Annotated in this window: 15 protein-coding genes; 5 read left to right on the forward strand and 10 right to left on the reverse strand. The window is 71.2% G+C overall.

The features are described 5' to 3' along the window. Window positions 1-57 precede the first annotated feature (57 nt). Window positions 58-591: a YbhB/YbcL family Raf kinase inhibitor-like protein gene (locus JAO84_RS07425; RefSeq protein ID WP_370411499.1), complete on the forward strand. Its 534-nt coding sequence runs from the start codon at window positions 58-60 to the stop codon at window positions 589-591. 160 nt (window positions 592-751) lie between these two features. Continuing rightward, complete coding sequence (locus JAO84_RS07430; RefSeq protein WP_370411501.1) at window positions 752-1,261, forward strand: HNH endonuclease; 510 nt, start codon at window positions 752-754, stop codon at window positions 1,259-1,261. Window positions 1,262-1,328: 67 nt separating this feature from the next. Here JAO84_RS07430 and JAO84_RS07435 read toward each other — a convergent pair whose 3' ends face one another. The 4 genes from JAO84_RS07435 to JAO84_RS07450 form a co-directional block, all read right to left on the reverse strand. Next, window positions 1,329-2,102, reverse strand: coding sequence for a sulfite exporter TauE/SafE family protein (locus JAO84_RS07435; RefSeq protein ID WP_370411503.1), 774 nt, complete (start codon window positions 2,100-2,102; stop codon window positions 1,329-1,331). 113 nt (window positions 2,103-2,215) lie between these two features. Continuing rightward, complete coding sequence (locus JAO84_RS07440; protein ID WP_265865978.1) at window positions 2,216-3,166, reverse strand: SPFH domain-containing protein; 951 nt, start codon at window positions 3,164-3,166, stop codon at window positions 2,216-2,218. A gap of 108 nt (window positions 3,167-3,274) precedes the next feature. Then, on the reverse strand, window positions 3,275-3,703 hold the full coding sequence (locus JAO84_RS07445; protein WP_265865979.1) for an NfeD family protein: 429 nt from the start codon (window positions 3,701-3,703) through the stop codon (window positions 3,275-3,277). A 91-nt stretch (window positions 3,704-3,794) separates the two neighbouring features. Further along, a complete protein-coding gene (locus JAO84_RS07450; protein WP_265865980.1) occupies window positions 3,795-4,592 on the reverse strand; it encodes an ABC transporter ATP-binding protein in 798 nt (265 codons plus the stop codon). Window positions 4,593-4,756: 164 nt separating this feature from the next. On the opposite strand from JAO84_RS07450, the gene JAO84_RS07455 reads away from it, so the two are divergent. Further along, on the forward strand, window positions 4,757-5,545 hold the full coding sequence (locus tag JAO84_RS07455; protein ID WP_370411505.1) for a hypothetical protein: 789 nt from the start codon (window positions 4,757-4,759) through the stop codon (window positions 5,543-5,545). Between the two features lie 368 nt (window positions 5,546-5,913). Here the strand turns inward: JAO84_RS07455 and JAO84_RS07460 are convergent, their stop codons facing one another. The 3 genes from JAO84_RS07460 to JAO84_RS07470 all read right to left on the reverse strand — a co-directional run bounded on the left by JAO84_RS07460 (window position 5,914) and on the right by JAO84_RS07470 (window position 8,105). Continuing rightward, complete coding sequence (locus tag JAO84_RS07460) at window positions 5,914-6,153, reverse strand: chaplin (RefSeq protein ID WP_265866250.1); 240 nt, start codon at window positions 6,151-6,153, stop codon at window positions 5,914-5,916. A gap of 154 nt (window positions 6,154-6,307) precedes the next feature. Then, complete coding sequence (locus tag JAO84_RS07465; protein ID WP_370411507.1) at window positions 6,308-6,964, reverse strand: response regulator; 657 nt, start codon at window positions 6,962-6,964, stop codon at window positions 6,308-6,310. Beyond that, window positions 6,957-8,105 (reverse strand): GAF domain-containing sensor histidine kinase, encoded by a 1,149-nt coding sequence (locus JAO84_RS07470; RefSeq protein ID WP_265865983.1) that lies wholly within the window; start codon window positions 8,103-8,105, stop codon window positions 6,957-6,959. The genes JAO84_RS07465 and JAO84_RS07470 overlap by 8 nt, the downstream gene beginning before the upstream one ends. A gap of 591 nt (window positions 8,106-8,696) precedes the next feature. On the opposite strand from JAO84_RS07470, the gene JAO84_RS07475 reads away from it, so the two are divergent. Then, window positions 8,697-9,446: a transglycosylase SLT domain-containing protein gene (locus JAO84_RS07475; RefSeq protein ID WP_370411509.1), complete on the forward strand. Its 750-nt coding sequence runs from the start codon at window positions 8,697-8,699 to the stop codon at window positions 9,444-9,446. 93 nt (window positions 9,447-9,539) lie between these two features. Here the strand turns inward: JAO84_RS07475 and JAO84_RS07480 are convergent, their stop codons facing one another. Next, window positions 9,540-12,098, reverse strand: a complete 2,559-nt coding sequence (locus JAO84_RS07480; RefSeq protein ID WP_370411511.1) for an FHA domain-containing protein — start codon at window positions 12,096-12,098, stop codon at window positions 9,540-9,542. A 256-nt stretch (window positions 12,099-12,354) separates the two neighbouring features. On the opposite strand from JAO84_RS07480, the gene serB reads away from it, so the two are divergent. After that, window positions 12,355-13,617 carry a phosphoserine phosphatase SerB gene (gene serB / locus JAO84_RS07485; protein ID WP_370411513.1) on the forward strand — a complete coding sequence of 421 codons (1,263 nt, stop codon included), beginning with the start codon at window positions 12,355-12,357 and terminating at the stop codon, window positions 13,615-13,617. Between the two features lie 77 nt (window positions 13,618-13,694). On the opposite strand, the gene JAO84_RS07490 is transcribed toward serB, so the two are convergent. Together JAO84_RS07490 and JAO84_RS07495 are read right to left on the reverse strand one after the other, a co-directional pair. Further along, entirely contained in the window at window positions 13,695-14,216 is a 522-nt protein-coding gene (locus JAO84_RS07490) for a histidine phosphatase family protein (protein WP_265865987.1), read from the reverse strand. A gap of 35 nt (window positions 14,217-14,251) precedes the next feature. Continuing rightward, a complete protein-coding gene (locus JAO84_RS07495; RefSeq protein WP_265865988.1) occupies window positions 14,252-14,455 on the reverse strand; it encodes a hypothetical protein in 204 nt (67 codons plus the stop codon). Window positions 14,456-14,536 lie beyond the last annotated feature (81 nt).

Consider the following 14,536-nt stretch of genomic DNA (forward strand, 5'->3'; position numbering starts at 1 on the left):
CGTAGGGCCGGTCCCCGTATGACCGGTCCGACCGGTCAGCGAGACGGAGGTTCAGACGTGGCCGAGGGCAAGCGGGCACCGCTCCCCCATGACTTCCACCCGCCGGTGGCGGAGTTCACCGTGGTGAGCGACGGCATGCAGGACGGTGGTGTGGTGCCGGACGCGCAGGTGTACGCGAAGGGGAACACCTCGCCGCATCTGCGGTGGGAGGGTTTCCCGGCGGAGACGAAGAGCTTCGCCGTGACGTGCTTCGATCCGGACGCGCCGACCGGCAGCGGGTTCTGGCACTGGGTGCTGTTCGACATCCCGGCGTCGGTGACGGAGCTGCCGGTGGGTGCGGGCTCGGGATCGTTCGCGGGGCTGCCGGCGGGTGCCGTGCACGCCCGTAACGACTACGGGTCGAAGGACTTCGGCGGGTCCGCTCCGCCGAAGGGCGACGGGCCGCACCGCTATGTCTTCACGGTGTACGCGGTGGACCAGGAGAAGCTGGGTCCGGACGCGGACACCTCGCCGGCGGCGGTCGGTTTCAATCTGCGGTTCCACACGCTGGGGCGTGCCCAGCTGGTGGCGGAGTACGAGAACCCCGCGTAAGGCTCACCGTTCGTCTGTTGTTTGCCCGCTTCTGGTCTTGGAGAGATCAGAAGCGGGCACCTTTCTTTACGCGGATATTGCGTTGTCCTACCCGGCGCGCCCGGCCAGAGTTGATCCAAGCCCGCCACGGGGGTGGGCCGGCACACGGGAGGTGGGCAACATGCGGGACACGCTGGTACTGAACGCGAGCTTCGAGCCGCTTTCGACGGTCACACTCAACCGTGCGGTGGTGCTTGTCCTGCAGGACAAGGCCGTCGTGGAGCAGGAACACCCCGGTCTTCGGGTCCGTGCGGCCGCCGTGGACATGCCGGTGCCGCGGGTGATCAGGCTGTGCAGGTATGTCCGGGTGCCCTTCCGAAGACAGGCTCCGTGGTCGAGGCGGGGTGTGCTGGTGCGGGACCAGCACCGGTGCGCGTACTGCGGGCGGCGGGCCACGACGGTGGACCACGTGGTGCCGCGGGCGCAGGGTGGTGGGGACAGCTGGCTGAACACGGTGGCGTCCTGCGCGGAGGACAACCACCGCAAGGCGGACCGGACTCCGGAGCAGGCGGGGATGCCGCTGCTGCACCAGCCGTTCGAGCCGACGCCGGCGGACGCGATGCTGCTTGCGCTGAGGGCGGCGGAGCGTTCGGCGCTGCCGGACTGGCTGGCCGCGCAGGCCGCCGCGTAACCCTTCTTCCTTCTCGTCATGGTGTGGGCCCGCCCCGGTCAGGGGCGGGCCCCGCCGCGTTCCCGGGCTACTTCAGGGTGAGTTGGAGGATCGCGACGATGCCGACGGCGATGATGACGCCGCGCAGGACATTGGGCGAGAGGCGGCGGCCGACCTTGGCGCCGATCTGGCCGCCGATGGTGGAGCCGACGGCGATGAGGAGGACGGCGGTCCAGTCGAAGTCGGCGACGAAGAGGAAGAAGACGGCGGCGACTCCGTTGACGACGGCGCCGAGGATGTTCTTGACGGCGTTGATGCGCTGCAGGCTGTCGGTGAGCAGCAGGCCCATGAGGGAGATGTAGAGGACGCCCTGGGCGGCGCCGAAGTAGCCGCCGTAGATGCTGGCGAGGAAGAGTCCGACGATGAGTGCGGCGCCGCCGTGGGGGTGGGCCTCGGTGCCCTTGGCCTCGCGGCGGCGCCGGACGGCGGCGGCGATGCGGGGCTGGAAGAGGACGAGGAGCAGGGCGATGCCGATGAGGACGGGGACGATCGCGTCGAAGGCCTCGGAGGGCAGGGCGAGAAGCAGGATCGCGCCGACGAGTCCGCCGAGCAGGGCGGTGGTGCCGAGGCGCAGGACGCGGGCTTTCTGGCCCTTGAGTTCGCTGCGGTAGCCGATGGCGCCGCTGATGGATCCGGAGACCAGGCCGAGGGTGTTGGACACGTTCGCGGTGATCGGCGGTAGGCCGGTGGCGAGCAGGACCGGGAACGTGATCAGCGTTCCCGATCCGACGACGGTGTTGATGGCTCCGGCGGCGGTGCCGGCCGCGAAGACCGCGAGCATTTCCCAGATGGACAACGCCATCTCCTAACGGGTTCGGTGAGTCGCCTCCCCGTCCCGCGTGCGGCGGGATCGAGGGGCTCGCGCCGATCATGCCCGAGTTTACGAGATTACGTGTACGTGTCAGTCAACCGGGCTCAGTCGACCGGGGGTTCCTCGCGGCGGGCGGGGATGTCTGCGGTCGGGGCGTTCTTGGTGTTGAAGCCGGGGACGCCGGGGGCGACGTTGCCGAAGGCGCCGGAGAGGCCCTTGAGGGCGTCGCCGATCTCGCTGGGCACGATCCAGAGCTTGTTGGCGTCGCCCTCGGCGATCTTCGGGAGCATCTGGAGGTACTGGTAGGAGAGCAGCTTCTGGTCGGGGTCGCCGGCGTGGATGGCCTCGAAGACCGTGCGGACGGCCTGGGCCTCGCCCTCGGCCTTGAGTGCGGCGGCCTTGGCCTCGCCCTCGGCGCGGAGGATGGCGGACTGCTTCTCGCCCTCGGCGGTGAGGATCTGGGACTGGCGGATGCCCTCGGCGGTGAGGATCGCGGCCCGCTTGTCGCGGTCGGCGCGCATCTGCTTCTCCATCGAGTCCTGGATGGAGGTGGGCGGTTCGATGGCCTTGAGCTCGACGCGGTTGACGCGAATGCCCCACTTGCCGGTGGCCTCGTCGAGGACTCCGCGGAGCGCGGCGTTGATCTCCTCGCGGGAGGTGAGGGTCCGCTCCAGGTCCATGCCGCCGATGATGTTGCGGAGGGTGGTGACGGTGAGCTGCTCGATGGCCTGGATGTAACTGGCGACCTCGTAGGTGGCGGCCCGGGCGTCGGTCACCTGGTAGTAGATGACGGTGTCGATGTTGACGACCAGGTTGTCCTGGGTGATCACCGGCTGCGGCGGGAACGGCACGACCTGCTCGCGGAGGTCGATGCGGTTGCGGATGCGGTCGATGAACGGGACCACGATGTTGAGGCCGGCGTTGAGCGTGCGGGTGTAGCGGCCGAAACGCTCGACGATGGCGGCGCTCGCCTGGGGGATGACCTGGATCGTTTTGATCAGGGCGATGAAGACAAGCACCACCAGAATGATCAGGACGATGATGACTGCTGACATCGCGCTCCCTGTGCCCTTCGCTGCCGGGTTGATGACCAGATGCTGATCTCGATGTTGATCTCGATGATCGAGTTTCCCAGACCGTGGGGGGTCATGGGCGAGGTTCGGTCACATCACGACGGCGGTCGCCCCGTCGATGTCGACGACGTCGACCTGTTCGCCGGGTTCGAAGCTCTGCCCGGTGTCGAGGGTGCGGGCGGACCAGACCTCGCCGGCCAGCTTGATGCGGCCGCCCTGGCCGTCCACCCGTTCCAGGACGACGGCCTGACGGCCTTTCAGGGCGTCGACTCCGGTGGCGAGTCCGGGGCGGCCGTCGCGGTGCCGGGCGGCGACGGGGCGCACCACGGCGATGAGGGCGACGGAGACCACGGCGAAGACGACCACTTGGGCGACGATGCCGAAGCCGAGGGCGGCGGTGACGGCGCCGGCGACCGCGCCGACGGCGAGCATGCCGAACTCGGGCATCGCGGTGAGGACGAGGGGAATGCCGAGCCCCACCGCGCCGATCAGCCACCAGATCCATGCGTCGATGTCCACATGGTCATGGTAGGGCGGTGGGGTCCGGTGTGACAGGGCGCCGCAGCTGTGCGGACTCGGCGCCTGTGCGGCCTGGTTGGGGCCGTACGGCCTACTTGAGGGGGAGGCCCTGCGCGGTGTAGCGGTCGCCGACGTGCTCGACGACGAGCGGGAGGCCGAAGCAGCGGGAGAGGTTGCGGGAGGTGAGCTCGGTCTCCATGGGTCCGGCGGCGAGGACCTTGCCCTGGCGGATCATCAGGACGTGGGTGAAGCCGGGGGCGATCTCCTCGACGTGGTGGGTCACCATGATCATGGAGGGCGCGTACGGGTCGCGGGCGAGGCGGCCGAGGCGGCGGACGAGATCCTCGCGGCCGCCGAGGTCGAGGCCGGCGGCGGGCTCGTCGAGGAGCAGCAGCTCGGGGTCGGTCATCATCGCGCGGGCGATGAGGGTGCGCTTGCGCTCGCCCTCGGAGAGGGTGCCGAAGCGGCGGTCGAGGTAGTCGCTCATGCCGAGGCGGTCGAGGAAGGCCTTGGCGCGCTCCTCGTCGACCGGGTCGTAGTCCTCGTGCCAGGTGGCGGTCATGCCGTAGGCGGCGGTGAGGACGGTCTGGAGGACGGTCTGGCGCTTGGGGAGCTTCTCGGCCATGGCGATGCCGGCCACTCCGATGCGGGGGCGGAGCTCGAACACGTCGGTGCCGACGCCGCCGAGGCGCTCGCCGAGGACGGTGGCGCTGCCCTTGGTGGGGAAGAGGTAGCTGGAGGCGACGTTGAGGAGGGTGGTCTTGCCCGCGCCGTTGGGGCCGAGGATGACCCAGCGCTCGCCCTCCTTGACCGACCAGGAGACCTCGTCCACCAGAGCGCGTCCGTCGCGGACCACCGATACGTCCACCAGCTCCAGTACATCGCTCATGAGCGCGTTGTCTCCCCTTGCGGTCGAGTCGTGTCACCGCCGTGCGGGTGTGGGCGCGGCGTCCAGGGAAAACCTACGCCACCGGGTGGCCGGGCCGGTCTCTAGGGCTTGCTAAGGGGCGGCTTTGCGTCTTGGGGGCGCGTTCGAGTCCCTAGGCTGGGGGCATGCTTTCGGAACCACGCTCAGGACGGCTGGCCGCTTGGGGCAATGCCCTGCTGGCCGGTGCGGTGTCGCCGGACGATGCGGCGCAGGCCATTATCGGTGAGGACGCGATGCACCGCGTGGAGGGGCTGCCGGGTGAGGCGGGGCCGGTCGGTCTGACGCTCGCGCTCGGGCGGCTGCGGCGGCTCGGGGTGACCGGGTGGCGGGTGGCGCTGCCGGCGCCGGGGCATCCGCTGGGGCTGAGCGGTCCGCCGGAGTTCAACACGCGGGCGCTGGACGCGGAGGAGGCGGTGGTCGGTTTCGGCGCGCCGTACGGTCTGGTGCCGGAGGTGTCGGAGGCGGGCCCGGCGGGTGACGTGCACGTGGAGGTGGTCTGGCACTGCCTTCCGGTGCGGGAGGCGCCGCCCGCGGACGTGCCGTCGCTCGGCGAGGCGGAGCGGGAGCTCGCGGAGGCCCTCCGGGAGGCGACGACGGTGCTCACCCGGCTGGACGTGGCGGCCGCGGGCCCGGCGGCGGACGCCGCCCGCGACGCCTACCGCGCCCGCGCGGAGGCCGGCCGCGAGGTCCTGGCCCCCGGCTACCCGCCTCGCGCGGTACGGGTCCTGGAGCTGGCCCAGCGCATCGGCCTCCTGGTCGACCTGGCGTACGACGGCCACGGCGGCGCGGTGACCGCGGGCGAAATGGCGGCGCGGGGGGCGGCGCTGCGGCCGGTGGAGCGGGTGGCGCGGAGGGCGCAGGTCGCCGCGTACAACGCGTACGTGGAGGAGAGGGAACGGGAGCGGGGGTTCTAGACCCCCGGGGGGCCGGGCCGCCCAGGGCCACGACCGACGGCCGGAGGCCGGCGCAGCGGGGCGAAGCCCGGGAGGCGCCCCCGGCGCCGAGCGGCGCGAGCCGCCCATCGAGAAGGAGGGGCTGGCGGCGCGGGGGGCGGCGCTGCGGCCGGTGGAGCGCGTGGCGCGGAGGGCGCAGGTCGCCGCGTACAACGCGTACGTAGAGGAGAGGGAACGGGAGCGGGGGTTCTAGACCCCCGGGGGGCCGGGCCGCCCAGGGCCACGACCGACGGCCGGAGGCCGGCGCAGCGGGGCGAGCCTCGCGTCGAGTGGGAGGGGCGCCTCCGGCCCCCGGGGGATCGTCCGGGGGACGGAGGCAGGGCGGGGGGTCAGTGGTTGACGGCGCCGTTGCCGAAGGCCGGGTTGAGCAGGCCGATCACGTTGACCGTGTTGCCGGAGACGTTCACCGGGACGTGGACCGGGACCTGCACCAGGTTGCCGGAGGCGACGCCCGGGGAGTGGACGGCCTCGCCCTGGGCGCCCGCGTTCGCGGAGGCGACACCGGCACCCGCGGCGACGATGCCACCGGCGACCATGGTGAGGGCAGCGGCCTTCTTGAGCTTGTTCACGAGAGGTTTCCTCCTGGTCATCGCCGCGACCGGTCCGCCGCGGCACGCCATGAAGAACGCCGCCGGCCCCGCCGGGTTGCGCCATGTGGGGGACATACACCCGACTGTATGAAGAGGGGAACGGCCGTGCCCCCGGCCCGGGGCCCCGCCCCCGCTACGACGTCAGCCCGTGCCGTACGGCCCAGAGCGCGGCCTGCGTCCGGTCGGCGAGGTCCAGCTTCATCAGGATGTTCGAGACGTGGGTCTTCACCGTCTTCTCGGAGAGGACCAGCGCGCGGGCGATCTCCCGGTTGGAGCGGCCGTCGGCGATCAGGCCGAGGACCTCCCGCTCCCGCTCGGTCAGCGTGGAGCCGCGGCCCGAGCCGCCGCCCGGACCGCCGCCCTGCTCTTCCTGGCTGAGGAGCGCGTCGGCGACCTCGTGCTGGAGCAGCACGTGCCCGGCGTGGACGGAGCGGATGGCGCCGGCGAGGGCGTCGGGGTCGATGTCCTTGTAGACGTATCCACTCGCGCCGGCGCGCAGCGCGGGCACCACCGTGCGCTGCTCGGTGAAGCTGGTGACGACCAGGACCCGGGCCGGGTTCGCCAGCTCGCGCAGTTTGCGCAACGCCTCGATGCCGTCGGTGCCCGGCATCTTCACGTCCATGAGGACGACGTCCGGGCGCAGTTCCTCGGCGCGCGCGACGCCCTCGGCGCCGTCGGAGGCCTCCCCCACGACCTCTATGTCCTCCTGGACCTCCAGGAAGGTGCGCAGGCCGCGGCGGACGACCTGGTGGTCGTCGACCAGGAGCACGCGGATGACCTTGTCAGCCACCGGGGACCTCCATCTCGATCACGGTGCCCCGTCCGGGGGCCGATGTCACGGTGAGGGCGCCGCCGACGCCCGCGGCGCGGTCGCGCATGGAGACCAGGCCGAGATGGCGGCCGGCGCTGCGCACGGTCGACGGCTCGAAGCCCTTGCCGTCGTCGGTGACGGTGAGCCGGGCGCCGCCGGGGCCGCTGCGGGTGAGGGCGACGGTGACGCGGTCGGCGCCGGAGTGGCGCAGCGCGTTGTGCAGGGCTTCCTGGGCGACCCGGAGCAGCGCCTCCTCCTGGGCGGCGGGCAGGGCGCGGACGCCGGTGCCGTCGAAGGTGACGCGGGCGGTGTGGGCGCGGTCGAGGACCTGGATCTGGGTGCGCAGGGTGTGCGCGAGGCCGTCCTCGTCGAGGGCGGCGGGGCGCAGCTCCACGACGGCGGCGCGCAGCTCGTCGGCGGCCTCGGCGGCGAGCGCGGCGACCTGCTGGAGCTCGCCCTTGGCGCGGGCGGGGTCGCGGTCGACGAGGGCGGCGGCGGCCTGGGCGGTGAGCCGGAGGGAGAAGAGCTTCTGGCTGACGGCGTCGTGCAGCTCGTGGGCGAGCCGGGAGCGCTCCTCGGCGATGGTGAGCTCGCGGCTGCGCTCGTACAGCCGGGCGTTGGTGAGGGCGATGGCGGCGTGCTGGGCGAGGAGGGTGAGGAGCTCCTCGTCCTGGGCGGTGAAGCCGCAGGAGCCGTCGGGCTTGGGGCAGCGCTTGTTGGCGAGGAAGAGGGCGGCGAGGGTCTCGTCGCCGTCGCGGACCGGGAGGCCGATGAAGTCGGACATCTCGGGGTGGGCGTCGGGCCAGCCCTCGAAGCGGGGGTCCCTGCGGACGTCGGCCAGCCGCTCGGGCTCGGCCTTGTGGAGCATGGCCGCGAGGATGCCGTGCTGCCGGGGCAGCGGGCCGATGGCGCGCCACTGGGCGTCGCTGACGCCGTCCACGACGAACTGGGCGAAGCCGCCGTGGTCGTCGGGGACGCCGAGCGCCGCGTACTCGGCGTCGAGGAGCTCGCGCGCGGAGACGACGATCGTCTTGAGGACGTCGCGGACCTCCATCTGGCGGTTCATCGCCAGGAGGGCGCTGCTCACGGCGGCGAGGCCGGAGCTCGGACGGTGGCTCATGTGTTCCACCGTACCGGCGGGATGTGACAGTCCGTATCCGCCCGTGGACGGCGACGGCCCGGGACCCGGGACCTAGGTCGGGCGACCGGTGGCGTGGCCGGGGTACGGGCGGGGGCGCCGGACTGAAAGGGGACCACGCGCGCGTGCGGGCGTACCCGCGGGCGCGGTGTGCGGGGGCCGCCGCGCGGGGCGCGTGGGCTCCGTGGGTCCCTGGGGGCGGACCGGGTCCGACTCTGGGAGGGGGTGGTGGGGGGCTTCTCCTGCTGAGGGTGGAGGGGGGGTCACTGTGTGCATTGCTCATGCAACGCACGGTGAGGTTGTTACGTGGTCGATGTGAGCCCGCGCATAGGACCCAGGTCACTTACGAATGTCCCTAGTGGACGGATAAAGGCGGGATCAGGGCCGTCAGAACTGGTCGCAAACCGGTCCGGAGGGCGTCCGGCCGGGGCCCTGATCCACTACCCCGGATCGTAGGTCACACCTTTGCCAGCGGATTTTGCTGCCGCTAAGAATTGCGTCCGTCGCCGCCGAGCATGGCGCAGCGCCGCCCCGGCCTGAGCGACCCCCAGCGATTCGAAGAGGTAGTCCTGCATGTCTGCGAACAACCTTGGCCACAGTCGTGGTCTGAAGAAGACCCACAAGGCCGCGATCGCCGGCGTCGCCACCCTCAGCGCCGCGGCGCTCGGCCTCTCCCTCCTCCAGGGCGGCGGCGGCTCGACCGAGACCGAGCCCCAGGCCCTCGCGAACACCCAGCAGGTCGCCTGGTCGTACGACGCCTCCAGCCCGCAGGCCAAGGCGCTGGCCGCCAGCCTGGACCAGCAGTCCTCCGCCTTCACCCTCAAGGCGAAGCAGGAGGCCGACCTCAAGGCCAAGGCCGCCGCTCAGGCCGCCGCCAAGGCGAAGGCCGACGCCGCAGCGAAGGCCAAGGCCGCTGCCGCCGCCAAGGCGAAGGCCGAGGCGAAGAAGCGCGCCGCCGCGAAGGCCGCCGCGAGCCGCTCCGCCGCCCGCACGCCCGTCTTCGCGAACAACCTCGACGGCTGGATCCGCGAGGCGCTGTTCATCATGGACAAGCACAACATTCCGGGCACCTACAACGGCATCTACAAGAACGTGATGCGCGAGTCCAGCGGCAACCCGTACGCGATCAACAACTGGGACATCAACGCCATCAACGGCGTGCCGTCCAAGGGCCTGCTCCAGGTGATCTACCCGACCTTCAAGACGTACCACATCCCCGGTACCAAGTTCGACCAGTACGACCCGGTCGCCAACATCGTCGCCGCCTGCAACTACGCGGCCGACCGCTACGGCACCATCGACAACGTCAACAGCGCGTACTGAGCCGGTACGGATACGGCGAAGGGCGGCACCCCCGTGCGGGGTGCCGCCCTTCGGCGCGTTCGTCGTACGAACCGGGTACGAACCGGGGTGCGGCTACTTCCGCATGACCTCCGGCTCGTGGCGGCGCAGCAGCCGCGCGACCAGGATGCCGAGCACCGTGGTCATGAACAGCAGCACGCCGACGTTGAAGAACCACTGCCCGGCGCTGTGCTCCCACAGCGGGTCCAGGTCGGTCGGGTTCTTCGGGTCCCACGGCGCCATCAGGTGCGCGAGGTCCAGGGTGGTGCCGGAGCCGGCGATGGCCCAGCGGGACGGCATCAGCCAGGCGAACTGCTCCAGGCCGGGCGAGCCGTAGACCTTGAACAGGATGCCGGTGAAGACCACCTGGACGATGGCGAACATGACGAGCAGCGGCATGGTCTTCTCGGCGGTCTTCACCAGCGCGGAGATGACCAGGCCGACCATCATCGAGGTGAGGCCGAGCGCGATGACCACGAGGCAGAGCTCGACGGCCGGCGGCATGATCAGGCCCTCGGCGGGCAGGTCGCGGATCGCGAAGCCGATGGCGCAGAGGATGACGCCCTGGAAGGCCGTGATGACGCCGAGGACGATCACCTTGGACATCAGGTACGCCGAACGGGACAGGCCGGTGGCGCGCTCCCGCTCGTAGATGACCCGTTCCTTGATCAGCTCGCGGACCGAGTTCGCGGCGCCGGAGAAGCACATGCCGACCGCGAGGATCAGCATGATGATGCCGGCGTCGCCGTTGAACCGGGACGGCGGCTTGGGCGGGGCCAGGCCGAAGTCGGCGGGGATGACCACGGAGACCGAGCCGATGACGGCCGGCAGGATCACCATGAGGGCGAGGAAGCCCTTGTCGGAGACGATCACCGAGACATAGCGGCGGATCAGCGTCCACAGCTGTGAGCCCCAGCCCTGCGGCTTGGGCGGCTTGGTCATCGCCTGCTGCGCCTGCTGCGGCATCTGCACCGGCTGGGCGGCGACGGCGTCGATCTCGGCCGCGTACATCTGGTAGTGCTGCGAGCCCTTCCAGCGGCCCGCCCAGTCGTAGTCTCGGTAGTTCTCGAACGCGGAGAAGACATCGGCCCAGGTGGAGTAACCGAAGAAGTTCAGCGCCTCGTCCGGCGGACCGAAGTAGGCCACCGAGCCGCCGGGCGCCATCACGAGCAGCTTGTCGCACAGGGCGAGCTCGGCCACCGAGTGGGTGACCACGAGCACCGTGCGGCCGTCGTCGGCGAGGCCGCGAAGCAGCTGCATGACGTCGCGGTCCATGCCCGGGTCGAGGCCGGAGGTCGGCTCGTCCAGGAAGATCAGCGACGGCTTGGTGAGGAGCTCCAGGGCGACGGACACGCGCTTGCGCTGGCCACCGGAGAGGGAGGTGACCTTCTTCTCGCGGTGGATGTCGAGCTTGAGCTCGCGCAGCACCTCGTCGATCCGGGCCTCGCGCTCGGCCTCGGCGGTGTCGCCGGGGAAGCGGAGCTTGGCCGCGTACTTGAGCGCCTTCTGGACGGTCAGCTCCTTGTGCAGGATGTCGTCCTGCGGGACCAGACCGATGCGCTGGCGCAGCTCGGCGAACTGCTTGTACAGGCTGCGGTTGTCGTAGAGGACGTCACCCTGGTCAGCGGGCCGGTAGCCGGTGAGCGCCTTGAGGAGGGTCGACTTGCCGGAGCCGGAGGGGCCGATGACGCCGATGAGCGACTTCTCCGGGACGCCGAAGGTGACGTCCTTGAGGATCTGCTTGCCGCCGTCGACGGTCACCGTGAGGTGACGGGCCGAGAAGGAGACGTCGCCGGTGTCGACGAACTCCTCGAGCTGGTTGCCGACGATCCGGAAGGTCGAGTGACCGACGCCGACGACGTCGTTGGGGCCGATGAGGACGGAGCCGCCCTTGGCGATCGGCTGACCGTTGACGTACGTGCCGTTGTGCGAGCCGAGGTCGCGGATCTCGAAGCGGCCGTCCGGCAGCGCGTGGAACGTGGCGTGCTGGCGGGACACCTGGAGGTCGGAGACGACCAGGTCGTTCTCCAGCGCACGACCGATGCTCATCTCCCTGCCGAGGTTCAGCTGGTAGAAGGTCGTGGGGTTGCGGTGGTCGCCGCCGTGCGCCGGCGCGCCGCCCTGCGGGTACCCGCCCTGCTGGGCCGGCGGCTGCTGGTGCGGGACCTTATGCGGCGCGGCCTGGCCCTGGTGCTGCTGCGCCGGCTGCTGGTGCTGTGGCGGAGCCTGGTGGGTGACCTCCTGATGCACGCCCTGGTGGGCGGGCTGCTGCACCTGCGGCGCCTGCTGGTACGGCACCTGCTGCTGCATTTGCTGCTGGGCCGGCGCGCCGGTGGCGGCCAGGTTCAGCCGCGGGCCGTCGGTGGCGTTGCCGAGGTGGACGGCCGAGCCGGGGCCGATCTCCACCTGGTGGATCCGCTGCCCCTGCACGAAGGTGCCGTTGGTGGAGCCGTGGTCCTCGATGACCCAACTCCGGCCGCCCCAGCTGATGGTGGCGTGTCGCCACGAGACCCTGGCGTCGTCGATCACCAGGTCGCCCTGGGGATCGCGGCCCAGGGTGTACGACCTGGACGGATCGAGGGTCCAGGTCCTTCCATTCAATTCCAGTACGAGTTCTGGCACTCCATGCCCCACTACTTGTCCCCCGATGCACCCCCGTCTTCGGGAGCCCAGGGATGGTGAACATCCGGGGGAACTATTTCAGGCCCCGGCCCGTATCCGAAAGTCGGGCCGCGTGAAGAGCTTGCGCATGAGCCCGAGATCACCGGTCGCGGGGTCGTCCGACGCGGATCACCCGGCGCAGCCGGACGCAAGCCCGCGGCCACCCGGGTGTCCGGCAGGCGGGACGGGGGGTCTGGTGGCACCGGGTGCCCGATACGGTGGACGTACCATGAGCGCATCGCAGACCCCAGACGCTTCCGCCTCGGCCGTTCCCGCCCCGGGCGTTCCCGCCTCGGACGTGCCGACTCTCCTCGTCAAGATCTTCGGGAAGGACCGTCCCGGGATCACCGCCGGACTCTTCGACACCCTCGCCGCCTACTCCGTCGACGTCGTGGACATCGAGCAGGTGGTGTCCCGCGGCCGGCTCGTGCTGTGCGCGCTGGTCACCGAGCCGACCGTCGCCACGCAGGGCGAGCTGCGGGCGACCGTGCACAGCTGGGCCGAGTCCCTGAAGCTGCAGGCCGAGATCATCTCGGGCACCGGTGACAACCGTCCGCGCGGCGAGGGCCGCTCGCACGTCACCGTGCTCGGGCACCCGCTGACCGCCGAGCAGACGGCGGCCATAGCGGCCAGGATCGCGGAGACCGGCGGCAACATCGACCGGATCTTCCGCCTCGCCAAGTACCCGGTGACGGCGGTCGAGTTCGCCGTCTCCGGCTGCGGCACCGAGGAGCTGCGGACCGCGCTCGCGACCGAGGCGCACTCGATCGGCGTGGACGTGGCCGTGGTGTCCGCCGGGCTGCACCGCCGGGCGCAGCGGCTCGTCGTGATGGACGTCGACTCGACGCTGATCCAGGACGAGGTCATCGAGCTGTTCGCGGCGCACGCCGGCTGCGAGGACGAGGTCGCCGAGGTGACGGCGGCCGCGATGCGCGGCGAGCTGGACTTCGAGCAGTCGCTGCACGCGAGGGTGAAGCTGCTCGCGGGTCTGGACGCGTCCGTGGTGGACAAGGTGCGGTCCGAGGTGCGGATGACGCCCGGCGCCCGCACCCTGATCCGTACGCTCAAGCGGCTCGGCTACCAGGTGGGTGTGGTGTCCGGCGGCTTCACGCAGGTCACGGACGACCTGAAGGAGCGGCTCGGTCTGGACTTCGCCCAGGCGAACACCCTGGAGATCGTCGACGGGAAGCTGACCGGCCGGGTCACCGGGGAGATCGTCGACCGGGCGGGCAAGGCGCGGCTGCTGCGCCGCTTCGCCGCGGAGGCTGGGGTGCCGCTGGCGCAGACGGTGGCGATCGGCGACGGCGCGAACGACCTGGACATGCTGAACGCGGCTGGTCTGGGCGTGGCGTTCAACGCGAAGCCGGTGGTGCGGCGGGCCGCGCACACCGCGGTGAACGTGCCCTTCCTGGACACCGTGCTCTATCTCCTCGGCATCACGCGCGAGGAGGTCGAGGCGGCGGACGACGGCACCGAGGACCTGCCGCACTGATCTCCGTACGCGGAACTTCTGTCCGTACGTGAAGGGGCCCGGGCGTCGCAGGACGGCCGGGCCCCTTCGCGTACGACTCAGTCGTGCGGGGTCCAGAACTCGACCAGGGTGCCCGCCATGCCGTGCTCGACCGACTTCCAGGAGCCGTTGAAGCTGACGACGGCGAACGCGGAGGTCGGGAAGCCGGTGCGGTTCATCCGGGCCAGCGCGTCGCCCTCCGACGCTCCGGAGAGGGCGTCGGCGAGTGCGTGCATCCCCGGGTTGTGGCCGATGAGCAGCAGGTTGTCGACGGTTTCGGGGGTCTCGTTGACCACGGCGAGGAGCTCGCCGAGGGAGGCCTCGTACAGCCGGTCCTCGTACACCGTCTTCGGGCGCTCGGGGAGCTCGTGCACGGCGAGCTTCCAGGTCTCCCGGGTGCGCACGGCGGTCGAGCAGAGGGCGAGGTCGAAGCCGATGCCGGTGTCGGCGAGCCTGCGGCCCGCGACGGGGGCGTCGGTGCGGCCGCGCTCGGCGAGCGGGCGCTCGTGGTCGGAGGTCTGGGGCCAGTCCGCCTTGGCGTGTCGGAGCAGCACGATCCTGCGGGGTGTGTCGACGCTCATGCTGGACAGCTTCGCACGAAACCGCCCGGGTTGACTCAGAGAGAGAGCGTTTGCTGCAGCTGCTCCAGGATGTGCGCGATGCCGGGGTCGCGGCCGACCGCCTGGGCCTCCCCCGGGCCCGCTATCAGCAGGAAGAGGGCGACGAACGCGGCCACCGGGAGGGCGAGTGCCCACCAGGGCAGCCGGGTGTCGACGCCGGCCTGCCGGGTCCGGACACCGGTGGGGGTTCGCGCCGTCATGGCCGCCTCCGTGGGATGGGCTCCTCGCGTTTTCCGCGATGACACCAACGTACGGAGCGGACGGCCTCCGGCCCATCAGGT

This window comes from Streptomyces fradiae, assembly GCF_041270065.1.
In the GTDB taxonomy this organism is placed as follows: domain Bacteria; phylum Actinomycetota; class Actinomycetes; order Streptomycetales; family Streptomycetaceae; genus Streptomyces.

Coding starts and splice junctions, on each gene's coding strand:
- JAO84_RS07430 (WP_370411501.1), top strand. CDS start 752: ATGCGGGACACGCTGGTACTGAACGCGAGCTTCGAGCCGCTTTCGACG.
- JAO84_RS07440 (WP_265865978.1), bottom strand. CDS start 3,166: ATGTCAGCAGTCATCATCGTCCTGATCATTCTGGTGGTGCTTGTCTTC.
- JAO84_RS07490 (WP_265865987.1), bottom strand. CDS start 14,216: ATGAGCGTCGACACACCCCGCAGGATCGTGCTGCTCCGACACGCCAAG.
- JAO84_RS07435 (WP_370411503.1), bottom strand. CDS start 2,102: ATGGCGTTGTCCATCTGGGAAATGCTCGCGGTCTTCGCGGCCGGCACC.
- JAO84_RS07470 (WP_265865983.1), bottom strand. CDS start 8,105: ATGAGCCACCGTCCGAGCTCCGGCCTCGCCGCCGTGAGCAGCGCCCTC.
- serB (WP_370411513.1), top strand. CDS start 12,355: ATGAGCGCATCGCAGACCCCAGACGCTTCCGCCTCGGCCGTTCCCGCC.
- JAO84_RS07495 (WP_265865988.1), bottom strand. CDS start 14,455: ATGACGGCGCGAACCCCCACCGGTGTCCGGACCCGGCAGGCCGGCGTC.
- JAO84_RS07475 (WP_370411509.1), top strand. CDS start 8,697: ATGTCTGCGAACAACCTTGGCCACAGTCGTGGTCTGAAGAAGACCCAC.
- JAO84_RS07450 (WP_265865980.1), bottom strand. CDS start 4,592: ATGAGCGATGTACTGGAGCTGGTGGACGTATCGGTGGTCCGCGACGGA.
- JAO84_RS07455 (WP_370411505.1), top strand. CDS start 4,757: ATGCTTTCGGAACCACGCTCAGGACGGCTGGCCGCTTGGGGCAATGCC.